Genomic DNA, 22526 nt, shown 5'->3' on the forward strand with positions numbered 1-22526 from the left:
AAGGACAATGGAATGCGGCTCTAGGGGTGCACATAACTGTCATGCGTTCGTCATAATGGCCGCTTATAACTGTCACGCTCGCCCGCCAGCGCGGGCTCAGGAGTCTGCCGTGAGCTTTACCCCCGCCAACCGTTTGTTTCCTGCAACCCGCCTGCGTCGCAATCGCCGTGATGATTTTTCGCGTCGACTGGTCCGTGAAAACGTTCTGACCGTCGACGATCTGATCCTGCCGGTGTTTGTGCTGGACGGTGAAAACCGTCGCGAAGCGGTGGCCTCGATGCCGGGCGTCGAACGCCTGACCATCGATCTGTTGCTCGAAGAGGCCGCCAAGTGGGTCGAGCTGGGGATTCCGGCATTGGCACTGTTCCCGGTGACGCCACCGGAGCTCAAATCCCTGGACGCCGCCGAAGCCTGGAACCCCAACGGCATCGCCCAGCGTGCTACTCGTGCCTTGCGCGCGCGGTTCCCTGAACTGGGTGTGATCACCGACGTCGCCCTGGACCCGTTCACCACCCACGGTCAGGACGGCATTCTCGACGAAGAAGGCTACGTGCAGAACGACATCACCGTCGACGCACTCGTCAAACAGGCCCTGTCCCACGCCGAAGCCGGTGCCCAGGTGGTGGCCCCGTCGGACATGATGGACGGCCGCATTCAGGGGATTCGCGAAGCGCTGGAGCTGGCCGGCCACGTCAATGTGCGGATCATGGCTTACTCGGCCAAATACGCCAGCGCCTATTACGGCCCGTTCCGCGATGCGGTGGGCTCGGCGCTGAACCTGGGCAAGGCCAACAAGGCCTCCTATCAGATGGACCCGGCCAACAGCAACGAAGCCCTGCACGAAGTGGCGGCCGACTTGTCAGAAGGCGCGGACATGGTCATGGTCAAGCCAGGCATGCCGTATCTGGATATCCTCTATCGGGTCAAGGAAGAGTTCAAAGTGCCGACCTTTGTGTATCAGGTCAGCGGCGAATACGCCATGCACATGGCAGCGATCCAGAATGGCTGGTTGAGCGAAGGGGTTATTCTCGAATCCCTGACCGCTTTTAAACGTGCAGGCGCTGATGGCATCCTGACTTACTTTGCCGTCCGTGCTGCTCAATTGTTACGAGAGCAAAAATAGCCCTCCCAGGAACATTCGATGAATACCGAAGGACTCACTGAAGTTGCCGTAAAGGATGCTCAACCCGTGGTGGAGCAAATCGCCGAAACCCCGCCGGAGCTGGAGCCTGCTCCACCGGCGGTGGTGGCCGAGCCCGTTGTTGCGGCGCCAGCGATTGCCATTCCCGGCCTGGATGACAGCAGCCTGTACATCCATCGCGAGCTCTCGCAACTGCAGTTCAACATCCGCGTGCTGGAACAGGCGCTGGATGAGTCCTACCCATTGCTGGAGCGGCTGAAGTTTCTGTTGATCTTCTCCAGCAACCTGGACGAGTTCTTCGAGATTCGTGTGGCCGGCCTGAAGAAACAAATTACCTTTGCCCGCGAACAGGCCGGTGCCGATGGCCTGCAACCGCACCAGGCCCTGGCCCGTATCAGCGAGTTGGTGCACGGTCACGTCGACCGTCAATACGCGATCCTCAACGACATTCTGTTGCCGGAACTGGAAAAACATCAGGTCCGCTTCATTCGTCGCCGCTACTGGACCACCAAGCTCAAGACCTGGGTTCGCCGTTATTTCCGCGACGAGATCGCGCCGATCATCACCCCGATCGGCCTCGACCCGACGCACCCGTTCCCGTTGCTGGTGAACAAGAGCCTGAACTTCATCGTCGAGCTCGAAGGCATCGACGCCTTCGGTCGCGATTCCGGTCTGGCGATTATTCCTGCACCACGTCTGCTGCCGCGGATCATCAAGGTGCCGGAAGAAGTCGGTGGCCCAGGCGACAACTACGTGTTCCTGTCGTCGATGATCCACGCCCACGCCGATGACCTGTTCCAGGGCATGAAGGTCAAGGGCTGCTACCAGTTCCGCCTGACCCGCAACGCCGACCTCGCGGTCGATACCGAAGACGTGGAAGACCTGGCCCGCGCGCTGCGCGGCGAGTTGTTCTCCCGTCGCTACGGTGACGCGGTGCGGCTGGAAGTGGCTGACACCTGCCCGAAACACCTGTCCGATTACCTGCTCAAGCAGTTCAACCTGCAGGAGACCGAGCTGTATCAGGTCAACGGTCCGGTCAACCTGACCCGGCTGTTCAGCATCACCGGCCTGGACAGTCACCCGGAGCTGCAATACACGCCGTTTACTCCGCAGATCCCGAAACTGCTGCAAAACAGCGAGAACATTTTCAGCGTGATCAGCAAGCAGGACATCCTGCTGCTGCACCCGTTCGAGTCGTTCACCCCGGTGGTCGACTTGCTGCGCCAGGCGGCCAAGGATCCGCACGTGTTGGCGGTTCGCCAGACGTTGTATCGCAGCGGCGCCAACTCGGAAATCGTCGATGCGCTGGTGGACGCGGCGCGTAACGGCAAGGAAGTGACGGCGGTCATCGAATTGCGCGCGCGGTTCGACGAAGAATCCAACCTGCAACTGGCCAGCCGTCTGCAAGCGGCCGGTGCGGTGGTGATTTATGGCGTGGTGGGCTTCAAGACCCACGCCAAGATGATGCTGATCTTGCGTCGTGAGGCTGGCGAGATTGTCCGTTACGCCCACTTGGGGACCGGCAACTACCACGCGGCCAACGCCCGCCTGTACACCGACTACAGCCTGCTGACCTCCGACGATGCCTTGTGCGAAGACGTTGGCAAACTGTTCAGCCAGTTGATTGGCATGGGTAAAACCCTGCGCATGAAAAAACTGCTGCACGCGCCGTTCACGTTGAAGAAGGGCATGCTCGACATGATTGCCCGGGAGACTCAGTTCGCTCTGGACGGCAAACCGGCGCACATCATCGCCAAGTTCAACTCGCTGACCGATCCGAAGATCATCCGCGCGTTGTACAAGGCCAGCCAGTCCGGGGTACGCATCGATCTGGTGGTGCGTGGCATGTGCTGCCTGCGGCCGGGCATCGCGGGGGTCTCGCACAACATCCATGTGCGCTCGATCATCGGTCGCTTCCTGGAACACACCCGGGTCTTCTACTTCCTCAATGGCGGTGAAGAGCAGATGTTCCTGTCCAGTGCCGACTGGATGGAGCGCAACCTCGACAAGCGCGTCGAGACTTGCTTCCCGGTAGAAGGGAAGAAGCTGATTTTGCGGGTCAAGAAAGAGCTGGAGCTTTATCTCACCGATAACACTCACAGCTGGAGCCTGCAGTCGGACGGTCGCTACGTGCGCAATACGCCGACCGGCAACCAGAACCCGCGCAGTGCCCAGGCAACGTTGCTTGAGCGTTTGGGCAGTCCGATTCTGGCTGTTCGTTAACGTAGATTCGGTTGATACAAAAAAGGGCGATCCGCATGGATCGCCCTTTTTTACCCCGCCCGAGCGGTGAATGACTTGTGGCGAGGGAGCTTGCTCCCGTTGGACTGCGCAGCAGTCCCTCTTTTTGGGGCCGCTTCGCAGCCCAGCGGGAGCAAGCTCCCTCGCCACAGAGTTTAGCGAACGTTCAGCACAAAGCTGACGCGGGTCAGCCATTCCGCTTCGAGGGCGAAGTCGGCCTGGGTCAGCTGGTTGTCGTCCAGCCAGTGTTCCGGGAACAACACGTCCAGGCTATGGCCGTTGACGCGCAACACGACCTGAGGCATTTCCTGGGTGCCGCGGATGTGGTGAAACAGGATCGCAAAGCGCAGCAGCACGCACAGACGAATCAGCTTGATGCCGTCGTCGCCGAATTCGGCGAACTTGTCCTTGGGAATGTTGCGTCGGTGGCCCCGCACCAGCAGCGCGAGCATTTGCTGGTCTTCGCGGGAGAATCCGGCCAGGTCCGAGTGCTCGATCAGGTAGGCGCCGTGCTTGTGGTACTGATAGTGTGCGATGTCCAGGCCCACTTCATGGACCTTGGCCGCCCAGCTCAGCAGCTCGCGCCAGACGCCGTCATCCAGCTCCCAATCCTCAGCCACTTGATCGAAGGCATGCAGCGCCTTGCGTTCGACTCGTGCCGCTTGTTCGAGGTCGACGTGGTAACGCTCCATCAACGAGCTGAGCGTGCGCTCACGGACGTCTTCGTGATGATGACGGCCCAGCAGATCATAGAGCACGCCTTCGCGCAGGGCGCCTTCACAGTGGTCCATGCGTTGCAGCTCGAGGGCATCGAAGATCGCTTCGAGAATCGCCAGGCCCGCGGGGAAGATCGCCCGGCGGTCGGGCTTGATGCCTTCGAAGTCGATTTTCTCGACATCGCCGAGTTTGATCAGCTTGCGCTTGAGCCAGGCCAGGCCTTCGGCATTCACCTCGCCAGTGCCATGCCCGCCGGCCTTCAGCGCCAGGCCAATGGCGCGAATGGTACCCGAGGAGCCGATGGCTTCATCCCAGGTCAGGCGGTGCAGGGCGTGTTCGATGCTCATGATCTCCAGCCGCGCCGCGGTGTACGCCTGGGCGTAGCGGGCCGGGGTGATCTTGCCGTCCTTGAAATAACGTTGGGTGTAGCTGACGCAACCCATTTGCAGGCTTTCACGCAGCAATGGTTCGAAGCGCTGGCCGATGATGAATTCGGTACTGCCGCCGCCGATGTCGGCCACCAGGCGTTTGCCCGGGGTATCGGCGAGGGTGTGGGAGACGCCGAGGTAAATCAGGCGCGCTTCTTCACGGCCGGAGATGACTTCTACCGGATGGCCGAGGATTTCTTCGGCGCGGTGGATGAATTCGCCGCGGTTACGGGCTTCGCGCAGGGCGTTGGTGCCGACGATCCGTACGGTGCCGGGTGGCATACCGTTGATCAGTTGGGCAAAACGCTTCAGGCAATCGAGCCCGCGCTGCATCGATTCTTCGCTGAGTTGACGTTCTTCGTCGATGCCGGCGGCCAGCTGAACCTTCTCCCCGAGACGCTCGAGAATCCGGATTTCGCCGTTCTGGGCCTTGGCCACGACCATGTGAAAGCTGTTGGAGCCCAGGTCGATGGCGGCGATCAGGGACAGATTCTTGACTTGGGGTAGCGGCATGGTCAGGGGTCTCGGTCGATAACCCCGACATCGTGCCACGATCAAACGCTCGCGCCAACGCGCAGGAGCTGCCGAAGGCTGCGATCTTTTACCACGGGTGGCATTCGTGGGCGTTGCAGAAGGCCTCTTCGCGGGCAAGCCCGCTCCCACAGGTTTTTGCGTCGAACACATGATCGCGTTCCAACAGAGAACCCTGTGGGAGCGGGCTTGCCCGCGAAGGCGGCCTTAAAGGCACTGAATATCCTTCAGCCCGCCGCTTCCACCGTCCCAATGAAATTCGCCAGCTCCGCCGTCTGCGGGTTGGCAAACAGAATCTTCGGATCCCCCACCTCATGCACCTTGCCATGGTGCATGAACACCAACTTGTCCCCAACCTCGCGGGCAAAGCGCATTTCATGGGTGACCATGATCAGCGTCATGCCTTCCTTGGCCAGTTGCCGGACCACGCTCAACACTTCGTTGACCAGTTCCGGGTCCAGGGCCGAGGTGATTTCATCGCACAACAAGACTTTCGGCGACATGGCCAGCGCCCGGGCGATTGCCACGCGCTGTTGCTGGCCGCCGGAGAGTCGATCCGGGAAGGCGTCGAATTTCTCCCCCAGCCCGACCCGCTCCAGCATCTCTCGCGCCAGTTCGGCGGCTCTGGCTTTTGGCACTTTCTGCACCACTTGCGGCGCGAGCATGACGTTCTCGCCGACGGTCAGGTGCGGGAACAGGTTGAACTGCTGGAACACCATCCCGACTTTCTGCCGCAGGCTGCGCAGGTCGGCGCGGGCGGCGTCGAGGTATTCGCCGTCGACTTCGATCACGCCGTCATTGATCGACTCCAGGCCATTGAGGGTGCGCAACAAGGTGGATTTTCCCGAGCCGCTGCGGCCGATGATCGCCACGACCTGGCCTTCTTCGACACTCAGGTCGATGCCTTTGAGCACATGGTGGTCGCCGTAATATTTATGCAGGGCGGAAATTCTAAGCAGAGGCATGCAGTCTCCTTTCCAGGTAGCGCGCACTGAGGGACAAGGGGTAGCAGAGCAGGAAGTAACCGAGGGCGACGAGGCCGTAAACCATGAACGGCTCGAAGGTCGCGTTGGCGAGCATGCCGCCGGTTTTGGTCAGTTCGGTGAAGCCGATGATCGAGGTGACGGCGGTGCCTTTGACCACTTGCACCGAAAAGCCCACGGTTGGCGCCACGGCGATGCGCAGGGCTTGCGGCAGGATCACGTAACGCAATTGCTCCAGCGGGTTGAGCGCCAGGCTCGACGAGGCTTCCCACTGGCCGTTGGGGATCGAGTCGACGCAACCACGCCAGATCTCCGCCAGGTAGGCGCTGGTGAACAGCGTCAACGCAATCGCCGCCGCCATCCACGGTGAAATTTCCACGCCGGCCAATGCCACGCCGAAGAACACCAGAAACAGCTGCATCAACAGCGGCGTGCCCTGGAACAGTTCGATGTAGGTGCGGGCGAAGTGGCTGGGCAGGGATTTTTTTGAAATCCGCATCACCATGATCAGCAGGCCGATCATCCCGCCGCCGATAAACGCCACCAGCGACAACGCCAGGGTCCATTGCAGGCCCGTGAGCAGGTTGCGCAGGATGTCCCAGAAGGTAAAGTCGCTCATTGACTGGTCCTTACGCTGCTTCTTGATATAAACCGGCGGCCGATCCAGTTCAGCAATTGGCGGATCAACAGCGCCATGCACAGGTAGATCAGCGTGGTCAGGGCATAGGTTTCAAAGGCGCGAAAGTTGCGCGATTGAATGAAGTTGGCGGCGAAGCTCAACTCTTCGGTGGCGATCTGCGAACAGACCGCCGAGCCGAGCATGACGATGATGATCTGGCTGCTCAGGGCCGGCCAGACCTTGCCCAGCGCCGGCAGCAGAACCACGTGGCGGAAGGCTTCGAGGCGAGTCATCGCCAAGGCGGCCGCGGCTTCCAACTGCCCACGGGGGATCGCCTGAATGCCGGCGCGGATGATCTCGGTCGAATAGGCGCCCAGGTTGATCACCATCGCCAGCACCGCCGCCTGCCATTCGGAAATCTGCAGGCCCAGCGACGGTAAACCGAAGAAGATGAAAAACAACTGCACCAGGAAGGGCGTGTTGCGGATCAACTCGACGTAGACCCCGAAAATGCCGGCAAACGGGCGGATGTTCCACGCCCGCACCAGCGCCCCGACGATGCCTACGCTCACCCCGAGTAACGCGCCGATGGCCGTCAGTTCAAGGGTGAACAGCGCACCGCGTAGCAGCAGATCGGTGTTTTCCACCACTGGCAAGAAATCGAACTGATAAGCCATAAGTCGTCTCCCGCGCGAACGATCAGAGATCGGCCGGCAGCGGCTCTTTCAGCCAGGTTTGCGCGTTCTTTTCCAGTGCACCGTCAGCCTTGGCCGTGGTGAGGATGTCGTTGACCTTGCCCAGCAGCGCCGGCTCGTTCTTGTTCACGCCAACGTAAACCGGCGAGTCCTTGAGCTTCACTTTCAGGGCTGGCACGCGTTTCGGGTTTTTCTCGCTGATCGCCACCATCACCACGTTGCCGCTGGCGATCAGGTCGACTTGCCCCGCGAGGTAGGCGGCGATGGTCGAGTTGTTGTCTTCGAAGCGTTTGATGGTTGCGCCTTCGGGGGCGACTTTGGTCAGCTCGATGTCTTCGATGGCGCCACGGGTGACGCTGATGGTTTTGCCCTTGAGATCGTCCAGACCCTTGATGGCGGCGTCTGGCGGGCCGAACACGGCGAGGTAGAACGGCGCATAGGCACGGGAGAAGTCGATGACTTTCTCGCGCTCAGGGTTCTTGCCGAGGCTGGAAATCACCAGGTCGACCTTGCCGGTGGTCAGGAACGGGATGCGGTTGGTGCTGTTGACCGGGGTCAGTTCGAGTTTGACCTTGAGCTGGTCGGCCAGCAGTTTGGCGGTGTCGATATCGAGGCCGCGAGGCTTCATGTCCGGGCCGACCGAGCCGAATGGCGGGAAGTCCTGGGGCACGGCAACTTTGAGGGTGCCGCGTTTGACCACATCCTCCAGACCGTCGGCGTGGGCGGGTGCCTGGCTCAGCATCAGGCTGGCAAACAGGGCGGCGAGAAGGGCGCTATAACGCTGAGTCATGGCAAATCTCCGGATCGGCGGGAAGTGATTTCTGCGGATCGACAGAGCACGGGTCATGCCAAGATTCGTTTTTGAGGGCCGCAGGCCACGGTTTTGCTGGTGTCTATCGGTCTTACTGGTCTGAACAGTCAGGTGGCATTTCGCACCCTGATGGCGCACCCGTGAAAATACTCGAACCCCCATGGGGCACGACTTGCCGGACGTCGCGAATAGCTTTACAACTAGCCGCTCATTGGCCTGGCTCATCCAAAACAATCATGAACTCGATCTCTCGCGCGGTGCCCGAAGTGGCGCTGCAAGCCATCCGCAAACTGATCACCGAGCAAGGCTTCGGGGCGGGGGATGCGTTGCCCTCGCAACGGGACCTGGCGGTGCAATTGGGGGTCAGTCGGGCGTCGCTCCGCGAGGCGTTGTCGTCCCTGAGTGCGCTGGGCGTGATCAGTATCCAGCCGGGCAAGGGCGTGTTCGTGCAGTCACCGGTCGATTTGCCCCGGGGTGATGCGACGCCGGGCTGGCCGTTCGCGGCCCAGGCATCGCCGTTGGACATCTTCCAGTTGCGCTACGCGCTGGAAGGTTTTGCCGCCGGGTTGGCAGCCGTGACCCTGAGCACCGATGAGCTCGATGCCCTGGAAGACAATGTCGCTGCCATGCGCAACGAACTGCGTGCCGCCGACTTCGATGCGGCGGCGCGACTGGACTTCGAGTTTCACCGGCGCATCCTCCTGGCCAGCGGCAATCAGGCGATGCTGAGCATCCTGACGGCCAGCGCCGACATCTTCCTGGAGAGCCAGAAGCTACCGTTCATCCGGGCCGAACGGGCCATGGAAACCTGGCAGGAACACCGTAAAATCCTCCGTGCGCTGGCTCGCCGGGCCTCAGGTGCCGCGCAGAAGGCCATGCAGGAACACGTACGCAACGCCGCCCTGCGCACCGGAATTGCCTTCGTCGCCCCCGCCACCTCGTGACTTGAGCTATACCCAAATTCATGGGGCACCATAGCGAGACTCAATCATCTGCGGCTTCCTGAACGGGGGAAGGGCAGCTATGATGGGCCACGTTTTTTTGCTTACAACCTGGAGACTTCCATGAGCAGCGATCTTATCAAACACGTTAGCGACGCTAGCTTCGAGGCTGACGTACTCAAGGCCGAAGGCGCTGTACTGGTCGACTACTGGGCTGAATGGTGCGGCCCTTGCAAAATGATCGCTCCTGTTCTGGACGAAATCGCTGAAACCTACAAAGGCAAGCTGACCGTTGCCAAACTGAACATCGACGAGAACCAGGAAACTCCGGCCAAGCACGGCGTGCGTGGTATCCCGACGCTGATGCTGTTCAAGAACGGCAACGTCGAAGCCACCAAGGTTGGCGCGCTGTCGAAGTCGCAACTGGCGGCCTTCCTCGACGCCAACATCTAAGCGTTGTTATAAAGCGTCATGAAAAGGCCCCGCATATTGCGGGGCCTTTTCGTTATTGAGGGCTAGACGCTCCGAAACTCAGGTGGTACATTCGGCCCCGCACTGGTTTCTCCACTGCCCCCTGCTAGCCGTCGCCGACGCACTCCTTTTCGAATAAGTACGCGATCCTGTCGCCTTCTCTGCGGCGCGGCCTCATTAAGCCAAAAGCTTAATTTCCCCCCTCCATAAATGATTACGTCATTCCTATATGAATCTGACTGAACTCAAGCAAAAGCCGATTACCGAACTGCTCGAATTGGCCGAACAGATGGGCATAGAAAATATGGCCCGTTCGCGCAAGCAGGACGTGATTTTCTCCCTGCTCAAAAAGCACGCTAAAAGCGGCGAGGAAATCTCCGGTGATGGCGTGCTGGAGATTCTCCAGGACGGCTTCGGCTTCCTGCGCTCCGCTGACGCTTCCTATCTTGCCGGCCCGGACGATATCTACGTCTCGCCGAGCCAGATCCGCCGCTTCAACTTGCGCACCGGTGACACCATCGTTGGCAAGATCCGTCCTCCAAAGGAAGGCGAGCGGTATTTCGCGCTGCTCAAGGTCGACACGATCAACTACGATCGTCCCGAGAACGCGAAAAACAAGATTCTCTTCGAGAACCTGACCCCGCTGTTCCCGACCGTGCGCATGAAAATGGAAGCCGGCAACGGTTCCACCGAAGACTTGACCGGTCGTGTCATCGACCTGTGCGCCCCGATCGGCAAAGGCCAGCGCGGCCTGATCGTTGCACCGCCGAAAGCCGGTAAAACGATCATGCTGCAGAACATCGCGGCGAACATCGCACGTAACAATCCTGAAGTTCATCTGATCGTGCTGTTGATCGACGAACGTCCGGAAGAAGTGACCGAAATGCAGCGCACCGTGCGCGGTGAAGTGGTTGCCTCGACGTTCGACGAGCCGCCAACCCGCCACGTGCAGGTTGCCGAAATGGTGATCGAGAAGGCCAAGCGCCTGGTCGAGCACAAGAAGGACGTGGTGATCCTGCTCGACTCCATCACCCGTCTGGCACGTGCCTACAACACCGTGATCCCGAGCTCCGGCAAGGTGCTGACTGGTGGTGTCGATGCTCACGCCCTGGAGAAACCGAAACGTTTCTTCGGCGCTGCACGGAACATCGAAGAAGGCGGTTCGCTGACCATCATCGCTACCGCGCTGGTTGAAACCGGCTCGAAGATGGACGAAGTGATCTACGAGGAATTCAAAGGCACCGGCAACATGGAACTGCCTCTGGATCGCAAGATCGCCGAAAAGCGTGTGTTCCCGGCCATCAACATCAACCGTTCCGGTACTCGCCGCGAAGAGTTGCTGACGGCCGACGACGAACTGCAGCGTATGTGGATCCTGCGCAAGCTGTTGCACCCGATGGACGAAGTCTCTGCCATCGAGTTCCTGGTCGACAAGCTGAAACAGACCAAGACCAACGATGAGTTCTTCCTGTCGATGAAACGCAAGTAAATCGAACAGGCCAAAAAGCCGGGGAAACCCGGCTTTTTGCTATCTGATTTTTGATCAACGGCAGTTCGTGGTTCTGAACTGAGGGGTTCGGCGCTAAACTGCCACCCCCGAACGCCACGGCCAAAACGAGGCTCACGCATGCAGTATCGCGACTTGCGCGACTTTATCAGCGGCCTGGAAAAGCGCGGCGAACTCAAGCGCATCCAGGTTCCGGTGTCCCCAGTGCTCGAAATGACCGAGGTCTGCGACCGCACATTGCGCGCCAAAGGCCCGGCCCTGCTTTTCGAAAACCCGACCGGTTATGACATCCCTGTGCTCGGCAACCTGTTTGGCACGCCTGAGCGCGTGGCGCTGGGCATGGGTGCAGAAGCGGTCAGCGAGCTGCGCGAAATTGGCAAGCTGCTGGCGTTCCTCAAGGAACCCGAGCCGCCGAAAGGTTTGAAGGACGCCTGGTCCAAGCTGCCGATCTTCCGCAAGATCATCTCGATGGCGCCGAAAGTGGTCAAAGACGCGGTCTGCCAGGAAGTGGTCATTGAAGGCGATGATGTCGATCTGGCGATGCTGCCGGTGCAGACCTGCTGGCCAGGCGACGTCGGTCCGCTGATCACCTGGGGCCTGACCGTCACCAAAGGTCCGAACAAGGATCGGCAGAACCTCGGCATCTACCGTCAGCAAGTGATCGGCCGCAACAAGGTGATCATGCGCTGGTTGAGCCACCGTGGCGGCGCGCTGGATTATCGCGAGTGGTGCGAGAAACACCCCGGCCAGCCGTTCCCGGTTTCCGTTGCACTGGGCGCTGACCCGGCAACCATTCTTGGCGCCGTGACGCCGGTGCCGGACAGTCTCTCCGAATACGCCTTCGCTGGTCTGCTGCGCGGCAATCGCACCGAACTGGTGAAATGCCGCGGCAATGACCTGCAAGTCCCGGCTACCGCCGAAATCATCCTCGAAGGCGTGATCCATCCGGGTGAAATGGCCGATGAAGGTCCATACGGCGACCACACCGGCTACTACAACGAAGTCGACAGCTTCCCGGTGTTCACCGTCGAGCGCATCACCCACCGGATCAAACCGATCTACCACAGCACCTACACCGGCCGTCCGCCGGATGAGCCGGCGATTCTCGGCGTGGCGCTGAACGAAGTGTTCGTGCCGATCCTGCAAAAGCAGTTCCCGGAGATCACTGATTTCTACCTGCCGCCTGAAGGCTGCTCATACCGCATGGCCATCGTGACCATGAAGAAGTCATATCCTGGTCATGCCAAGCGGGTAATGCTCGGTGTCTGGTCGTTTTTGCGACAGTTCATGTACACCAAGTTCGTTATCGTCACCGACGACGATATCAACGCACGGGACTGGAACGACGTGATCTGGGCCATTACCACGCGCATGGACCCCAAGCGCGACACGGTGATGATCGACAACACGCCGATCGACTACCTGGACTTCGCCTCGCCGGTCTCCGGCCTGGGTTCGAAGATGGGGCTCGATGCCACGCATAAATGGCCGGGCGAAACCACTCGCGAGTGGGGCCGGGTCATCGTCAAGGATGAAGCCGTTACCCAACGGATCGATGCCATCTGGAATCAGTTAGGAATAGATTGATGCGTGTAACTTTGCAGCCCTCCGGAGCAGTGCTACAGATTCTGCCCGGCGAGCGGATTCTCGATGGCGCGCGGCGCCTGGGCTATGAATGCCCGCAAAGCTGTCGCAACGGCAATTGCCATGTGTGCGGCGCATTGTTGGTGGAAGGGCGGGTCGAGCAGGCCGGTGATGTGCGCGACCATGGCGAGTTCTACACTTGCATTGCAGAGCCGCTGGAAGACTGCATCGTGCTGTGGGATGGCGTGCTCGCGCTGGGAGAACTGCCGGTGCGTAGCGTGTCGTGTCAGGTCATTGAGTGCAGAGACGTCGGCGGCGATACCTGGCGCGTGCGTCTACGGGCGCCAGCGGGCAAGCCGCCGCGCTATCACGCCGGCCAGTACCTGATGATCGAGCGTGAGAATGGCGAGAAGTCTGCCTTCTCCCTCGCTTCTGCTCCGCATTCGGGACGTGATCTGGAAATACATGTGCTGGCGCGCGAAAGCAGTGCGCTGAGCCTGATCGAACAGCTTCAGCGCAACCCGATGGTGCGGATCGAAATGCCATTCGGCGACACCCATCTGGCGGAACTGCCGGACGGTCCACTGGTACTGATTGCTGCCGGTACCGGTATGGGCCAGATCCACAGCCTGATCGAACATTGCCGGGCTGCGGGTTTCAAGCATCCGGTACATTTGTATTGGGGCGTGCGCCGTCCTGAAGACTTTTATGACATCGAACATTGGGATGAGTGGGAGAAACTACCCAATCTGTTCCTGCATAAAGTCGTCAGCGATCAATGCGGCTGGCAAGGGCGCTGCGGCATGTTGCATGAGGCGGTGTGTGAAGATTTCCCTGATCTGAAAGCCTTGCACGTCTATGCCAGCGGCTCTCCGGCCATGGTCTATGGCACGCTGGATGCGCTGGTCGAAGCGGGGATGGATGCCCATCAGATGCGCGCGGATGTGTTCGCTTACGCTCCGCGATCTTGATCGTTATAACTCCATATATAGCCGATCGGTATTTATAAAAAGATATAAATGCCGGTAGGTTATATGTCATTCAGGCAATAAGTTTAAAACAGAGCCATGGCACTTAAATTGCCTTAAAACATATGTGCCTTGTTGTTACAGCGGTGCGTTCTATTAAGTAGTTCTTTACCCGCGGGGAGCTGAACGCTATTCGCCATGAGTGCCATTGAATCTGCTTTTTTGAATCTGGCTTACCCTCCGCGACTCGATCTGGGGCCGCAGCTTACGCACGAACAATTGCTTACCTCGATGCAGTCCACCATGGCCCGCCACAAGGGTGGGCCAGTCTGGCTGTTCGCTTACGGTTCGCTGATCTGGCGCCCTGAATGCCCGGCGGTGGAGCGGGTGCGCGGCCGGGTGCATGGCTATCATCGCGGCTTGTACCTGTGGTCCCACGAACATCGCGGCACGCCGGAAGTACCGGGTCTGGTGTTTGGCCTGGATCGCGGCGGCTCTTGCAGCGGGTTCGCCTATCGCTTGCCCGAAGAACAACTCGAAGCTTCGCTTTATGCGCTCTGGCAGCGTGAAATGCCATTCCCGTCCTATCGCCCACACTGGCTCAACTGCCGTCTTGAAGACGGAAGCCAGGTTCAGGCATTGGGATTCGTTCTGGAGCGGCACCTGCCCAGCTATGCCGGCAACTTGCCGGATCATGTGCTGAGTCAGGTGTTCGAAAACGCTTGCGGGCGTTACGGCACCACTCGCGAGTATGTCGAGCAGACCGCCCACGCCCTGCGTAGCCACGCCATGCCAGACCGGAATCTGGAGGCGCGGCTCAAGCGCTGTAAATCAAAGGTTGATCAGGCGAGCGCTTCGCGACCCTGACTGGCGACGTTCTTGTGGCCCAGAGTGGGTGCCAGGAACGCCATCGCCAGCAGGCAGGCAGCGACCAACAGAATGAAGCCGCCATCCCAGCCAAAATAGTCCACCGTGTAGCCCATCATGGCACTGGCCGCGACTGAACCACCCAAGTAACCGAACAGACCGGTAAACCCCGCGGCCGTACCCGCCGCCTTCTTCGGAACCAGCTCCAGCGCCTGCAGGCCGACCAGCATCACCGGTCCGTAGATCAGGAAGCCGATCGCGAACAGCGAGATCATATCGATCATCGGGTTGCCCGGCGGATTCAGCCAATACACGATCGTCGCAACGGTCACCAACGCCATGAACACCATGCCGGTCAGGCCACGGTTACCCCGGAAGATCTTGTCCGACATCCAGCCACACAGCAGCGTGCCCGGAATGCCTGCCCACTCGTACAGGAAATACGCCCACGACGTTTTGTCGAAGTCGAAGTGCTTGACCTCTTTGAGGTAGGTCGGCGCCCAATCCAGAATGCCGTAGCGCAGCAAGTAGACGAAGACGTTGGCCAGGGCGATGAACCAGAGCATTTTGTTGCGCAGCACGTATTTGACGAAGATGTCTTTGGCGCTGAATTCTTCTTCGTGACTGGCGTCGTAGCCTTCCGGGTAATCGTTCTTGTACTTCTCGATCGGCGGCAGGCCAGTCGATTGCGGCGTATCGCGCATCACAATGAAGGCGAATACGGCGACCAGTAAGGCCACGGCAGCCGGCACGTAGAACTTGCTGTGCCAGTCGTTGAACCAGCCCATGCCGAGTATCGCCAGCGGGCCGATCAAACCGCCGCCGACGTTATGCGCGGTGTTCCAGACCGAAACCACACCACCGCGCTCTTTCTGCGACCACCAGTGCACCATGGTTCGCCCGCTCGGCGGCCAGCCCATGCCTTGCGCCCAGCCGTTGATGAACAACAAGATGAACATCATGGTCACGCTGGACGTTGCCCATGGCGCGAAACCGAAAACGAACATCACCCCGGCGGACACCACCAGGCCAAAGGGCAAGAAGTAACGGGGGTTGGAGCGGTCGGACACGATGCCCATCAGAAACTTGGAAAGACCGTAGGCGATCGCAATCGCCGACATGGCTACACCCAGTTGACCTTTTGTATAGCCCTGGGCGATCAGATCCGGGAACGCCAGGGTGAAGTTCTTGCGCAGCAGGTAGTAACCCGCATAGCCAATGAAAATCCCGGCGAAGATCTGCCAGCGAAGGCGCCGGTAGGTGCTGTCTATTTTTTCTTCAGGCAATGGAGCCTGATGTGCGGCAGGACGAAAGAAAGCAAACATTCAAGAGCTCCAGATTTCTTGTTTTGACTGCGGATACGAATGTTACAGTTTCGTTACCGAAAATAGCATCGGTTCGCATCGGCAAAACAGCGGAAATGTTGGAGATGGTATGTTCCTTTATGAACATGTCGCTCAGGTATAAATGCAGGTCGTTGTAGGGATGGTGGACCCGAGTCGCGAGGCTGCGACTCGGTCAGGTAAACAATCAGCGAACCTGCACCACCACTTTCCCGACCGCCTTGCGCTGACCAAGATCATTGATCGCCTGCGCCGCATTGCTCAGCGGATACACCTGCGACACCAGCGGCTTCAACTTGCCTTCGGCAAACCAGCCAAACAACTGCTGGAAGTTCGCCGCGTTGTCCTGGGGCTGGCGTTGGGCGAAGGAGCCCCAGAACACGCCGACCACCGCTGCGCCCTTGAGCAGCGCCAGGTTCACTGGCAATTCCGGAATGCGTCCGCTGGCGAAACCGACCACCAGCAGGCGGCCGTTCCAGGCGATGGCGCGGATGGCCTGGTCGAACAGGTCGCCGCCCACCGGATCGTAAATCACGTCGGCACCCTGGCCGTCGGTCAGGCGTTTGATCTCGTCCTTGAGGCTGGTTTCGCTGTAGTTGATCAACTCATCGGCACCGGCGGCCTTGGCCACCGCGAGTTTTTCCGCGCTGCTGGCGGCGGCGATCACCCGGGCACCCATGGCTTTGCCGATTTCCACGGCGGCGAGGCCGACACCGCCGGAAGCGCCGAGCACCAGCAAGGTTTCGCCAGGTTGCAGGTTGCCCCGTTGCTTGAGGGCGTGCATCGAAGTGCCGTAGGTCATGCTGAATGCGGCGGCGGTGTTGAAGTCCATCGATGGCGGGATCGGCAGCACGTTGTAGCCCGGCACCGCGACCTGCTCGGCGAAACTGCCCCATCCTGTCAGGGCCATGACCCGGTCACCGACCTTGAGGTGGCTGACCTTTTCGCCCACCGCGCTGACCACGCCGGCCGCTTCGCCACCCGGTGAAAACGGGAAGGGCGGTTTGAACTGGTATTTGCCCTCGATGATCAGCGTGTCCGGGAAGTTCACCCCGGCGGCGTGCACGTCCAGCAGGATTTCGTTCTTCTTCGCGACAGGACTGGCGACGTCTTCCAGCACCAGCGATTCGGCAGGGCCGAAGGCTTTGCACAGCACGGCTTTCATCAGGGCTATTCCTTTGGGAGTGATGGCCGATAAGTGTAGGTGTGTGAGTCAACGGGTCAACGAGCATGCCCGACCCTGATAGTCAGCCATAAGCTTGTGCTTGAGCGGCGGGTCGTTATGCTAGGCCGCAAACCGGATAAGGAGCGAATTGTGAAAGCGTGGATCATGTTGATGCTGGCCCTGTCTCTGCCTGTGGCAGCGATGGCCGAAGAAGCCAAAGAAGGTGAAGCCCCGAAGGTCAACTACATCACCCTGAGCCCGCCGTTCGTGGGCAACTATGGGCTGGACGGCACGCAGAAGCTCAAGGTCTACAAGGCCGATGTGGCATTGCGGGTGACCGGCGAAGAGGCGACCAAAGCGGTGAAGGCCAACGAGCCATTGATCCGTAATCAGCTGGTGGCGTTGTTTACGCAGCAGACCACCGAAACCATGAACAATGTCGAAGCCAAGGAAAAGCTGCGTCAGGAAGCCTTGAAGCAGACCCAGCAAGTGATGAGCGATGAAACCGGTAAGCCGGTGGTTGAGGATTTGTTGTTCAACAACCTCATTATCCAGTAAGACTTTTGTTGTCTGGGCTGGCCTCATCGCGGGCAAGTCGGATCGCCGCACCGCCGCTCCCACAGGAACTGCGCAAATCCTGTGGGGGGACGACCGGTCCGTCAGGACGTCAGGCTCCTGCGAAACCGCATCAGCGCAATGGTAAAAAACAGCAGGCCAATGGCGCTCAACGCCAGCAAGTCCGGCCAGACCACGCTGATGCCGGCATCGCGAAACAGTATCGCGGCGCTGAGGCTGACGAAGTGCGTCGATGGCGAGCCTTGCATCACCCATTGCAACCATTGCGGCATGCTGTCGAGCGGTGTACTGCCGCCAGAAAGCAGCAACATCGGGATAATCACCGGAATCGCCAACAGGCCGAACTGCGGTGTCGAGCGGGCGAGGGTCGCGAGAAATATCCCCAGCGCTGTGCTGGCGAACAGATAAACCGCCGTCACCAGTAAGAACAAAGTCATGGAGCCGGCCAGCGGCACGCCGAGGGCGCCTTTGACAATCACCTCCAACGAGATCCAGGTGCACAGCACCACCACCAGCATGTTGCTCCAGATTTTTGCCAGCATGATCTCCAGCGCCGTCAGTGGCAGCACCAGCAAATGGTTGAGAGTGCCGTGTTCGCGCTCACGCAGCAGCGCTGTGCCGGTCAGGATGATGGCGAGGATGGTGATGTTGTTGACGATCTGAATCACCGCCAGGAACCAGCCACCCTCCAGGTTGGTATTGAACAGTGCTCGCGTCGTCAGCCGCACGGGTGTCGTGCTCGCCGCATCGGCCTGGCCACTGTAAGTCAGCAGCTCACGCTGGAAAATCCGTCCGATGTAGCCCGCGCCCATGAACGCCTGGCTCATGGCGGTGGCGTCGACGTTGACCTGCAACGCCGGCTGGCGGCCGGCCAACAGATCCGTCTGGAAATTGGCCGGAACATTGATCACGAAGGTGTATCGCCCGCTGTCGAGCACTTCGTCCATTTGCCCATAGGGCAGCGACACCGGCGGCTGGAATTCCGGGGGTTGCAGGGCTTGGGCCAATTGTCGTGACAGGTGGCTGTGATCTTCATCGACCATGGCCACGCTGGCATTGTGCACGCCGATCACGGAGCCCGCGGCCGGCATGTAGATCGCCACTGTGAAGGCGTAGAACAGGAACAGCAGCAACACACTGTCGTGTCGCAGGCTTGTGAGTTCCTTGAGACCAAGACGCAGGATATGCGCAAGCTTATGCATCAGACCTCCTGCTTTTTCAGCATGGCCAGGCTAAGCCCGGTGAACCCGAGAAAGAACCCGAACAGTGCCAGGCATTGCGGCCATAACTGTCGGATATCCAGCGCCTTGGTAAAGGTGCCGACGGCGATGTCGAGGAAGTAGCCCGCCGGAAACAACATCCCCATGACGGCGGCCGCGCCATCAAGGGACGAGCGCGGCACGATCAAACCGGAAAACTGAATGGTCGGCAGACTGGTGATGATCATGGTGCCGAGGATGGCGGCGATCTGGGTTCGGGTGAACGCCGAAATCAACAGACCCATGCTGGTGGTCGCCAGCACGTAGAGCAGCCCGCCGAAGGCCAGGGTCAGTGCGCTGCCCTTGAAGGGCACGCCGAACAGCCAGCGGTTCATGGCCGTCAGGACGGCGAGGTTGATCAGGCTGACGGCCAGATACGGCGCTTGTTTGCCTAGCAGGAACTCCAGGCGGGTCAGCGGTGTGGCGTAGAAGTTGGTGATCGAGCCCAATTCTTTCTCCCGCACGATGCCCAGCGCAGTCAGCATGGCCGGGATGAACGCCAGGATCAGTGCCATCACCCCGGGACCGATGGCGTTGACGCTGATGACGTCCTGGTTGTAGCGGAAGCGGGTTTCCAGTTCGGCCGCTGCTTGCCGGTTTGGCGCTGGGCTGGACTGCTCGGCCAATTGCTCCAGATTGGCCAGGTGTACCGCTTCCACATAGTTGCGGCTGGTTTCGGCGCGAAACGGCATGCCGCCATCGAGCCAGGCCGCCACAGCGGGTTGGCGACCGGCGAACAGGTCTCGGCCGAACCCTGGCGGGATCTCCAGCGCCAGTTTGATTTCCGAGCGCTGCAGCCGTCGATGCAACTGCGTCGCATCGCTTATGGGGGGTTGCTCATCGAAGTAGCGGGAGCCGCGGAAGGCCTCCAGATAAGCCCGGCTTTGCGGAGTCTGGTCCTGGTCGTAGACCGCGAAGGCGAGTTTTTCCACATCCAGGGAAATGCCGTAGCCGAAGATCACCATCATGAGCATCGCCCCGAGCAGGGCGAAGGCCATGCGCACTTTATCGCGCAGCAGTTCCTTGCCTTCACGACTCGCCAGTGCCCGCAGCCGTCCAAAACTGAAGCCGTGATCTTTCATCGGTGTGGTCGGTGCGATTGTCGCGTCGATGGATGCTGGTGGCGCCGCCGTTGCGTTCGGGCCCTGGGCCTGTTCCAGGCAGGTGACAAATGCGGCCTCCAGTGTCTGGCCGTTGAACTGCTGTTGCAGGGCTACCGGGGTGTCGCAGGCCAGTACCTTGCCGGCATGCATCAGTGAAATGCGGTCGCAGCGCTGGGCTTCGTTCATGAAATGGGTGGACAGGAAAATCGTCACGCCCTGTTCGCGGGACAGTTCGATCAGCAGTCGCCAGAAATCGTCCCGGGCCGCCGGGTCGACGCCGGAGGTCGGTTCGTCGAGGATCAGCACTTCCGGGCGATGCAGTACCGCCACCGCCAGGGATAACCGTTGGCGCAGGCCAAGCGGCAGTGCACCGGATGATTGATGAGCGACGCTGCCCAGGTTGAAGCGCTGGATCAGCTCGTCGATGCGCTGCGCGCTGTCGGCCTTGGGCAAATCGAACATCCGCGCGTGCAAGTCCAGGTTCTGCCGCACGCTGAGTTCGCCATACAGCGAGAAGCTCTGGGACATGAAGCCGACGCGTTTGCGGGTGGCCAGATCCTTGGCGTTCACCGGATTGCCCAGCAGCGTGGCGCTGCCTTCGCTGGCAGGAATCAGCCCGGTGAGCACTTTCATGGTGGTGGTTTTGCCGCAGCCGTTGGAGCCCAGAAACCCGAAGATCTCGCCGCGGCCGATGGCGAAGCTGACCTTGTCCACAGCCGTGAAATCGCCGAAGCGCAGGGTCAGGTCATGGGCTTGGATGGCGATGTCGGCAGTGGCATTGGTTCGAGGAGGGATTGCCAGCGGCTGGTTGTCATGGCCAGTGACGCCCTGAAAATGGGTGAAGGCCTCATCGAGCTTGCCGCTGGGGGTAGCCGCTCCCAAGTCGCGGCTCAAACCGGCGGCGATCAGTTTGCCGCCATCGAGCATCAGGCAGTGTTCGAACTGCTCGGCCTCTTCCATATACGCGGTAGCGACCAGTAGCGTCAGTTGCGGGCGTTGGCACCGAACGTCATCAATCAACTCCCAGAAGCGCCGCCGGGACAAGGGATCGACGCCAGTGGTCGGTTCATCGAGGATCAACAGGTCCGGTTCATGGATCAGCGCACAACAGAGGCCGAGCTTCTGTTTCATTCCGCCCGATAGCTTGCCGGCCGGGCGCTCGGCAAAGCGTAGTAGATCAGTGGCCAGCAGCAGGCTATGCATGCGCTGATCGCATTCGGCCCCGGACAGCCCGAACAGTGTGGCGAAGAAGTGAATGTTCTCGCGGATCGAGAGATCAGGGTACAGGTTGCCGCCCAAACCTTGAGGCATGAACGCGATTCGCGAGTAGAGGCTGTTGCGGTGGCGCCGGTCCTGGATCGAGCCACCGAGCACTTCCAGTTGGCCGTCTTGTAACGTCTTCACGCCGGCGATCAATCCCAGCAGGCTGGATTTACCGGCGCCATCCGGACCAATCAACCCGCATCGGATACCGGCGGGCAGGCTGAACGTGATGTCGGTCAGCGCCTGCTGTTGGCCATAACGGTGCTGAAGGCGCGTGGCGTTCAGTGCCAGGCCGGTCATTGAAGATTGGCCGGCCAGTCAATGGGAGCGGTGCGCACGTAGCCACTACCGGGCATCCCCGGTTTGGCCTGGGGCACGGCGCTGGGTTGGGTCAGGCGTAGCTTGACCCGAAACACCAGTTTCTGACGCTCGTCGCGGGTTTCGACTTCTTTGGGCGTGAACTGCGATTTGGCCGCCACGAAACTGATTTTCGCCGGCAACGGCTGGCCGGGCAGGGCGTCCAGCAGAATCCGCGCATCATCGCCGACCGCCAGGCGTCCGGCCACGGATGCCGCTAGATAGAGGTTCATGTACTGGTCGTTCGGGTCGATCAGCAGCAGTACCCGCCCACCGGCGCCGAGCACTTCACCGGGTTCGGCCATGCGAAGCTGAATCACTCCGTCGATGGGGGCCCGTAAGCTGCTGTCGTCAATTTCGCTGGTTAACTGAGCGACTTGTGCCTGAGCCGCGCCAATGGCTGCGCCAACGGCGGACACCTGAGCGCGGGCCGCGGTGACGGCCGCGTTACCGGTGTCGAAGCGCGACTGCTGTTGGTCGATGATCTGGCCACTGGCGAACCCGCGCTTAAACAATTCCTGGGAGCGTTTGAGCTCTTGATGGGCAAGCAGCTGCTCGCTCTGGCGCAGTTGCACATTGGCCTGGGCGGCAGAGAGGTTTTCCCGGGCGCGTATCACTTCGGCTTCAGCCTGACGGCGTTGAGCTTCAAGGGTTCGGGTGTCCATGCGGGCCAGCAGTTGGCCTTTGGTCACCTTGTCGCCTTCGTCCACCAGTACTTCAGCCAGCCGGCCGGGTGTCTTGCTGGCGATCTGCACTTCAGTGGCTTCAAGCCGGCCATTGCCGACATACAGCCCTGCAGGCAGCCGGTTAAGCGTCGACTTCCAATAACCAAATCCCCCAGCGGCCAGTAGCAAAGCCCCCAGTAGAAAAGCGAAAAAAAGCGAGGAACGGCTGTGCGTCGACATGTCTGCATCCTGCGTCTGTAGCGTCGTAGTCTGACAGGCAAGCGCCTGGGC

The 22526-nt window shown here is 60.2% G+C and carries 19 protein-coding genes; 9 read left to right on the forward strand and 10 right to left on the reverse strand.

What is annotated here, in order from left to right:
- The first annotated feature begins 109 nt into the window (after positions 1-109).
- Both hemB and ppk1 read left to right on the forward strand, forming a co-directional pair.
- Positions 110-1123 (forward strand): porphobilinogen synthase, encoded by a 1014-nt coding sequence (gene hemB, locus LOY38_RS01420; protein ID WP_258698548.1) that lies wholly within the window; start codon positions 110-112, stop codon positions 1121-1123.
- 18 nt (positions 1124-1141) lie between these two features.
- A complete protein-coding gene (ppk1, locus tag LOY38_RS01425) occupies positions 1142-3364 on the forward strand; it encodes a polyphosphate kinase 1 (protein ID WP_258698549.1) in 2223 nt (740 codons plus the stop codon).
- Between the two features lie 173 nt (positions 3365-3537).
- Here the strand turns inward: ppk1 and ppx are convergent, their stop codons facing one another.
- The 5 genes from ppx to LOY38_RS01450 all read right to left on the reverse strand — a co-directional run bounded on the left by ppx (position 3538) and on the right by LOY38_RS01450 (position 8145).
- The gene (ppx, locus tag LOY38_RS01430; protein ID WP_258698550.1) at positions 3538-5040 is read right to left on the reverse strand and encodes an exopolyphosphatase; all 1503 of its coding nucleotides are present in this window, start codon (positions 5038-5040) and stop codon (positions 3538-3540) included.
- Between the two features lie 245 nt (positions 5041-5285).
- Positions 5286-6023 (reverse strand): amino acid ABC transporter ATP-binding protein, encoded by a 738-nt coding sequence (locus LOY38_RS01435; RefSeq protein WP_258698551.1) that lies wholly within the window; start codon positions 6021-6023, stop codon positions 5286-5288.
- The gene (locus LOY38_RS01440) at positions 6010-6660 is read right to left on the reverse strand and encodes an amino acid ABC transporter permease (protein WP_258698552.1); all 651 of its coding nucleotides are present in this window, start codon (positions 6658-6660) and stop codon (positions 6010-6012) included. Before LOY38_RS01440 ends, LOY38_RS01435 begins: the two co-directional genes overlap by 14 nt.
- Complete coding sequence (locus LOY38_RS01445) at positions 6657-7337, reverse strand: amino acid ABC transporter permease (protein ID WP_258698553.1); 681 nt, start codon at positions 7335-7337, stop codon at positions 6657-6659. The genes LOY38_RS01440 and LOY38_RS01445 overlap by 4 nt, the downstream gene beginning before the upstream one ends.
- Before the next feature lie 22 nt (positions 7338-7359).
- Positions 7360-8145 carry a transporter substrate-binding domain-containing protein gene (locus LOY38_RS01450; protein ID WP_258698554.1) on the reverse strand — a complete coding sequence of 262 codons (786 nt, stop codon included), beginning with the start codon at positions 8143-8145 and terminating at the stop codon, positions 7360-7362.
- Between the two features lie 257 nt (positions 8146-8402).
- On the opposite strand from LOY38_RS01450, the gene LOY38_RS01455 reads away from it, so the two are divergent.
- The 6 genes from LOY38_RS01455 (at position 8403) to LOY38_RS01480 (ending at position 14504) form a co-directional block, all read left to right on the forward strand.
- Entirely contained in the window at positions 8403-9110 is a 708-nt protein-coding gene (locus tag LOY38_RS01455) for a FadR/GntR family transcriptional regulator (protein ID WP_258698555.1), read from the forward strand.
- A gap of 120 nt (positions 9111-9230) precedes the next feature.
- On the forward strand, positions 9231-9560 hold the full coding sequence (gene trxA, locus LOY38_RS01460) for a thioredoxin TrxA (RefSeq protein ID WP_003206727.1): 330 nt from the start codon (positions 9231-9233) through the stop codon (positions 9558-9560).
- Between the two features lie 247 nt (positions 9561-9807).
- Positions 9808-11067 (forward strand): transcription termination factor Rho, encoded by a 1260-nt coding sequence (rho, locus tag LOY38_RS01465; RefSeq protein WP_007899384.1) that lies wholly within the window; start codon positions 9808-9810, stop codon positions 11065-11067.
- Positions 11068-11205: 138 nt separating this feature from the next.
- Positions 11206-12672 (forward strand): 4-hydroxy-3-polyprenylbenzoate decarboxylase, encoded by a 1467-nt coding sequence (ubiD, locus tag LOY38_RS01470; protein ID WP_258698556.1) that lies wholly within the window; start codon positions 11206-11208, stop codon positions 12670-12672.
- Entirely contained in the window at positions 12672-13640 is a 969-nt protein-coding gene (locus LOY38_RS01475; protein ID WP_258698557.1) for a CDP-6-deoxy-delta-3,4-glucoseen reductase, read from the forward strand. The genes ubiD and LOY38_RS01475 overlap by 1 nt, the downstream gene beginning before the upstream one ends.
- 195 nt (positions 13641-13835) lie before the next feature.
- Positions 13836-14504, forward strand: coding sequence for a gamma-glutamylcyclotransferase (locus LOY38_RS01480; RefSeq protein ID WP_258698558.1), 669 nt, complete (start codon positions 13836-13838; stop codon positions 14502-14504).
- Here the strand turns inward: LOY38_RS01480 and glpT are convergent.
- Both glpT and LOY38_RS01490 read right to left on the reverse strand, forming a co-directional pair.
- Entirely contained in the window at positions 14480-15829 is a 1350-nt protein-coding gene (glpT, locus tag LOY38_RS01485) for a glycerol-3-phosphate transporter (protein WP_258698559.1), read from the reverse strand. The genes LOY38_RS01480 and glpT overlap by 25 nt on opposite strands.
- Before the next feature lie 205 nt (positions 15830-16034).
- Positions 16035-17012, reverse strand: a complete 978-nt coding sequence (locus tag LOY38_RS01490; protein ID WP_007899393.1) for an NADPH:quinone oxidoreductase family protein — start codon at positions 17010-17012, stop codon at positions 16035-16037.
- A 150-nt stretch (positions 17013-17162) separates the two neighbouring features.
- On the opposite strand from LOY38_RS01490, the gene LOY38_RS01495 reads away from it, so the two are divergent.
- Complete coding sequence (locus LOY38_RS01495) at positions 17163-17570, forward strand: flagellar basal body-associated protein FliL (protein ID WP_258698560.1); 408 nt, start codon at positions 17163-17165, stop codon at positions 17568-17570.
- Between the two features lie 101 nt (positions 17571-17671).
- On the opposite strand, the gene LOY38_RS01500 is transcribed toward LOY38_RS01495, so the two are convergent.
- From LOY38_RS01500 to LOY38_RS01510, 3 genes are read right to left on the reverse strand one after another with little or no spacing between them, the layout of a single operon-like run.
- A complete protein-coding gene (locus tag LOY38_RS01500; RefSeq protein WP_258698561.1) occupies positions 17672-18790 on the reverse strand; it encodes an ABC transporter permease in 1119 nt (372 codons plus the stop codon).
- Positions 18790-21513, reverse strand: a complete 2724-nt coding sequence (gene rbbA, locus LOY38_RS01505; RefSeq protein WP_258698562.1) for a ribosome-associated ATPase/putative transporter RbbA — start codon at positions 21511-21513, stop codon at positions 18790-18792. The genes LOY38_RS01500 and rbbA overlap by 1 nt, the downstream gene beginning before the upstream one ends.
- Entirely contained in the window at positions 21510-22475 is a 966-nt protein-coding gene (locus tag LOY38_RS01510; protein ID WP_258698563.1) for an HlyD family secretion protein, read from the reverse strand. Before LOY38_RS01510 ends, rbbA begins: the two co-directional genes overlap by 4 nt.
- Between the last annotated feature and the right edge of the window lie 51 nt (positions 22476-22526).

Source organism: Pseudomonas sp. B21-015 (assembly GCF_024749285.1).
Classification (GTDB): domain Bacteria; phylum Pseudomonadota; class Gammaproteobacteria; order Pseudomonadales; family Pseudomonadaceae; genus Aquipseudomonas.

Excerpts from the sequence above, each read along its gene's own strand:
- LOY38_RS01510 (WP_258698563.1), bottom strand. The coding sequence starts at position 22,475 with ATGTCGACGCACAGCCGTTCCTCGCTTTTTTTCGCTTTTCTACTGGGG.
- ppk1 (WP_258698549.1), top strand. The coding sequence starts at position 1,142 with ATGAATACCGAAGGACTCACTGAAGTTGCCGTAAAGGATGCTCAACCC.
- LOY38_RS01500 (WP_258698561.1), bottom strand. The coding sequence starts at position 18,790 with ATGCATAAGCTTGCGCATATCCTGCGTCTTGGTCTCAAGGAACTCACA.
- ubiD (WP_258698556.1), top strand. The coding sequence starts at position 11,206 with ATGCAGTATCGCGACTTGCGCGACTTTATCAGCGGCCTGGAAAAGCGC.
- LOY38_RS01455 (WP_258698555.1), top strand. The coding sequence starts at position 8,403 with ATGAACTCGATCTCTCGCGCGGTGCCCGAAGTGGCGCTGCAAGCCATC.
- LOY38_RS01435 (WP_258698551.1), bottom strand. The coding sequence starts at position 6,023 with ATGCCTCTGCTTAGAATTTCCGCCCTGCATAAATATTACGGCGACCAC.
- LOY38_RS01490 (WP_007899393.1), bottom strand. The coding sequence starts at position 17,012 with ATGAAAGCCGTGCTGTGCAAAGCCTTCGGCCCTGCCGAATCGCTGGTG.
- LOY38_RS01440 (WP_258698552.1), bottom strand. The coding sequence starts at position 6,660 with ATGAGCGACTTTACCTTCTGGGACATCCTGCGCAACCTGCTCACGGGC.
- LOY38_RS01445 (WP_258698553.1), bottom strand. The coding sequence starts at position 7,337 with ATGGCTTATCAGTTCGATTTCTTGCCAGTGGTGGAAAACACCGATCTG.
- glpT (WP_258698559.1), bottom strand. The coding sequence starts at position 15,829 with ATGTTTGCTTTCTTTCGTCCTGCCGCACATCAGGCTCCATTGCCTGAA.
- rho (WP_007899384.1), top strand. The coding sequence starts at position 9,808 with ATGAATCTGACTGAACTCAAGCAAAAGCCGATTACCGAACTGCTCGAA.
- ppx (WP_258698550.1), bottom strand. The coding sequence starts at position 5,040 with ATGCCGCTACCCCAAGTCAAGAATCTGTCCCTGATCGCCGCCATCGAC.
- LOY38_RS01480 (WP_258698558.1), top strand. The coding sequence starts at position 13,836 with ATGAGTGCCATTGAATCTGCTTTTTTGAATCTGGCTTACCCTCCGCGA.
- trxA (WP_003206727.1), top strand. The coding sequence starts at position 9,231 with ATGAGCAGCGATCTTATCAAACACGTTAGCGACGCTAGCTTCGAGGCT.
- LOY38_RS01450 (WP_258698554.1), bottom strand. The coding sequence starts at position 8,145 with ATGACTCAGCGTTATAGCGCCCTTCTCGCCGCCCTGTTTGCCAGCCTG.
- rbbA (WP_258698562.1), bottom strand. The coding sequence starts at position 21,513 with ATGACCGGCCTGGCACTGAACGCCACGCGCCTTCAGCACCGTTATGGC.
- LOY38_RS01475 (WP_258698557.1), top strand. The coding sequence starts at position 12,672 with ATGCGTGTAACTTTGCAGCCCTCCGGAGCAGTGCTACAGATTCTGCCC.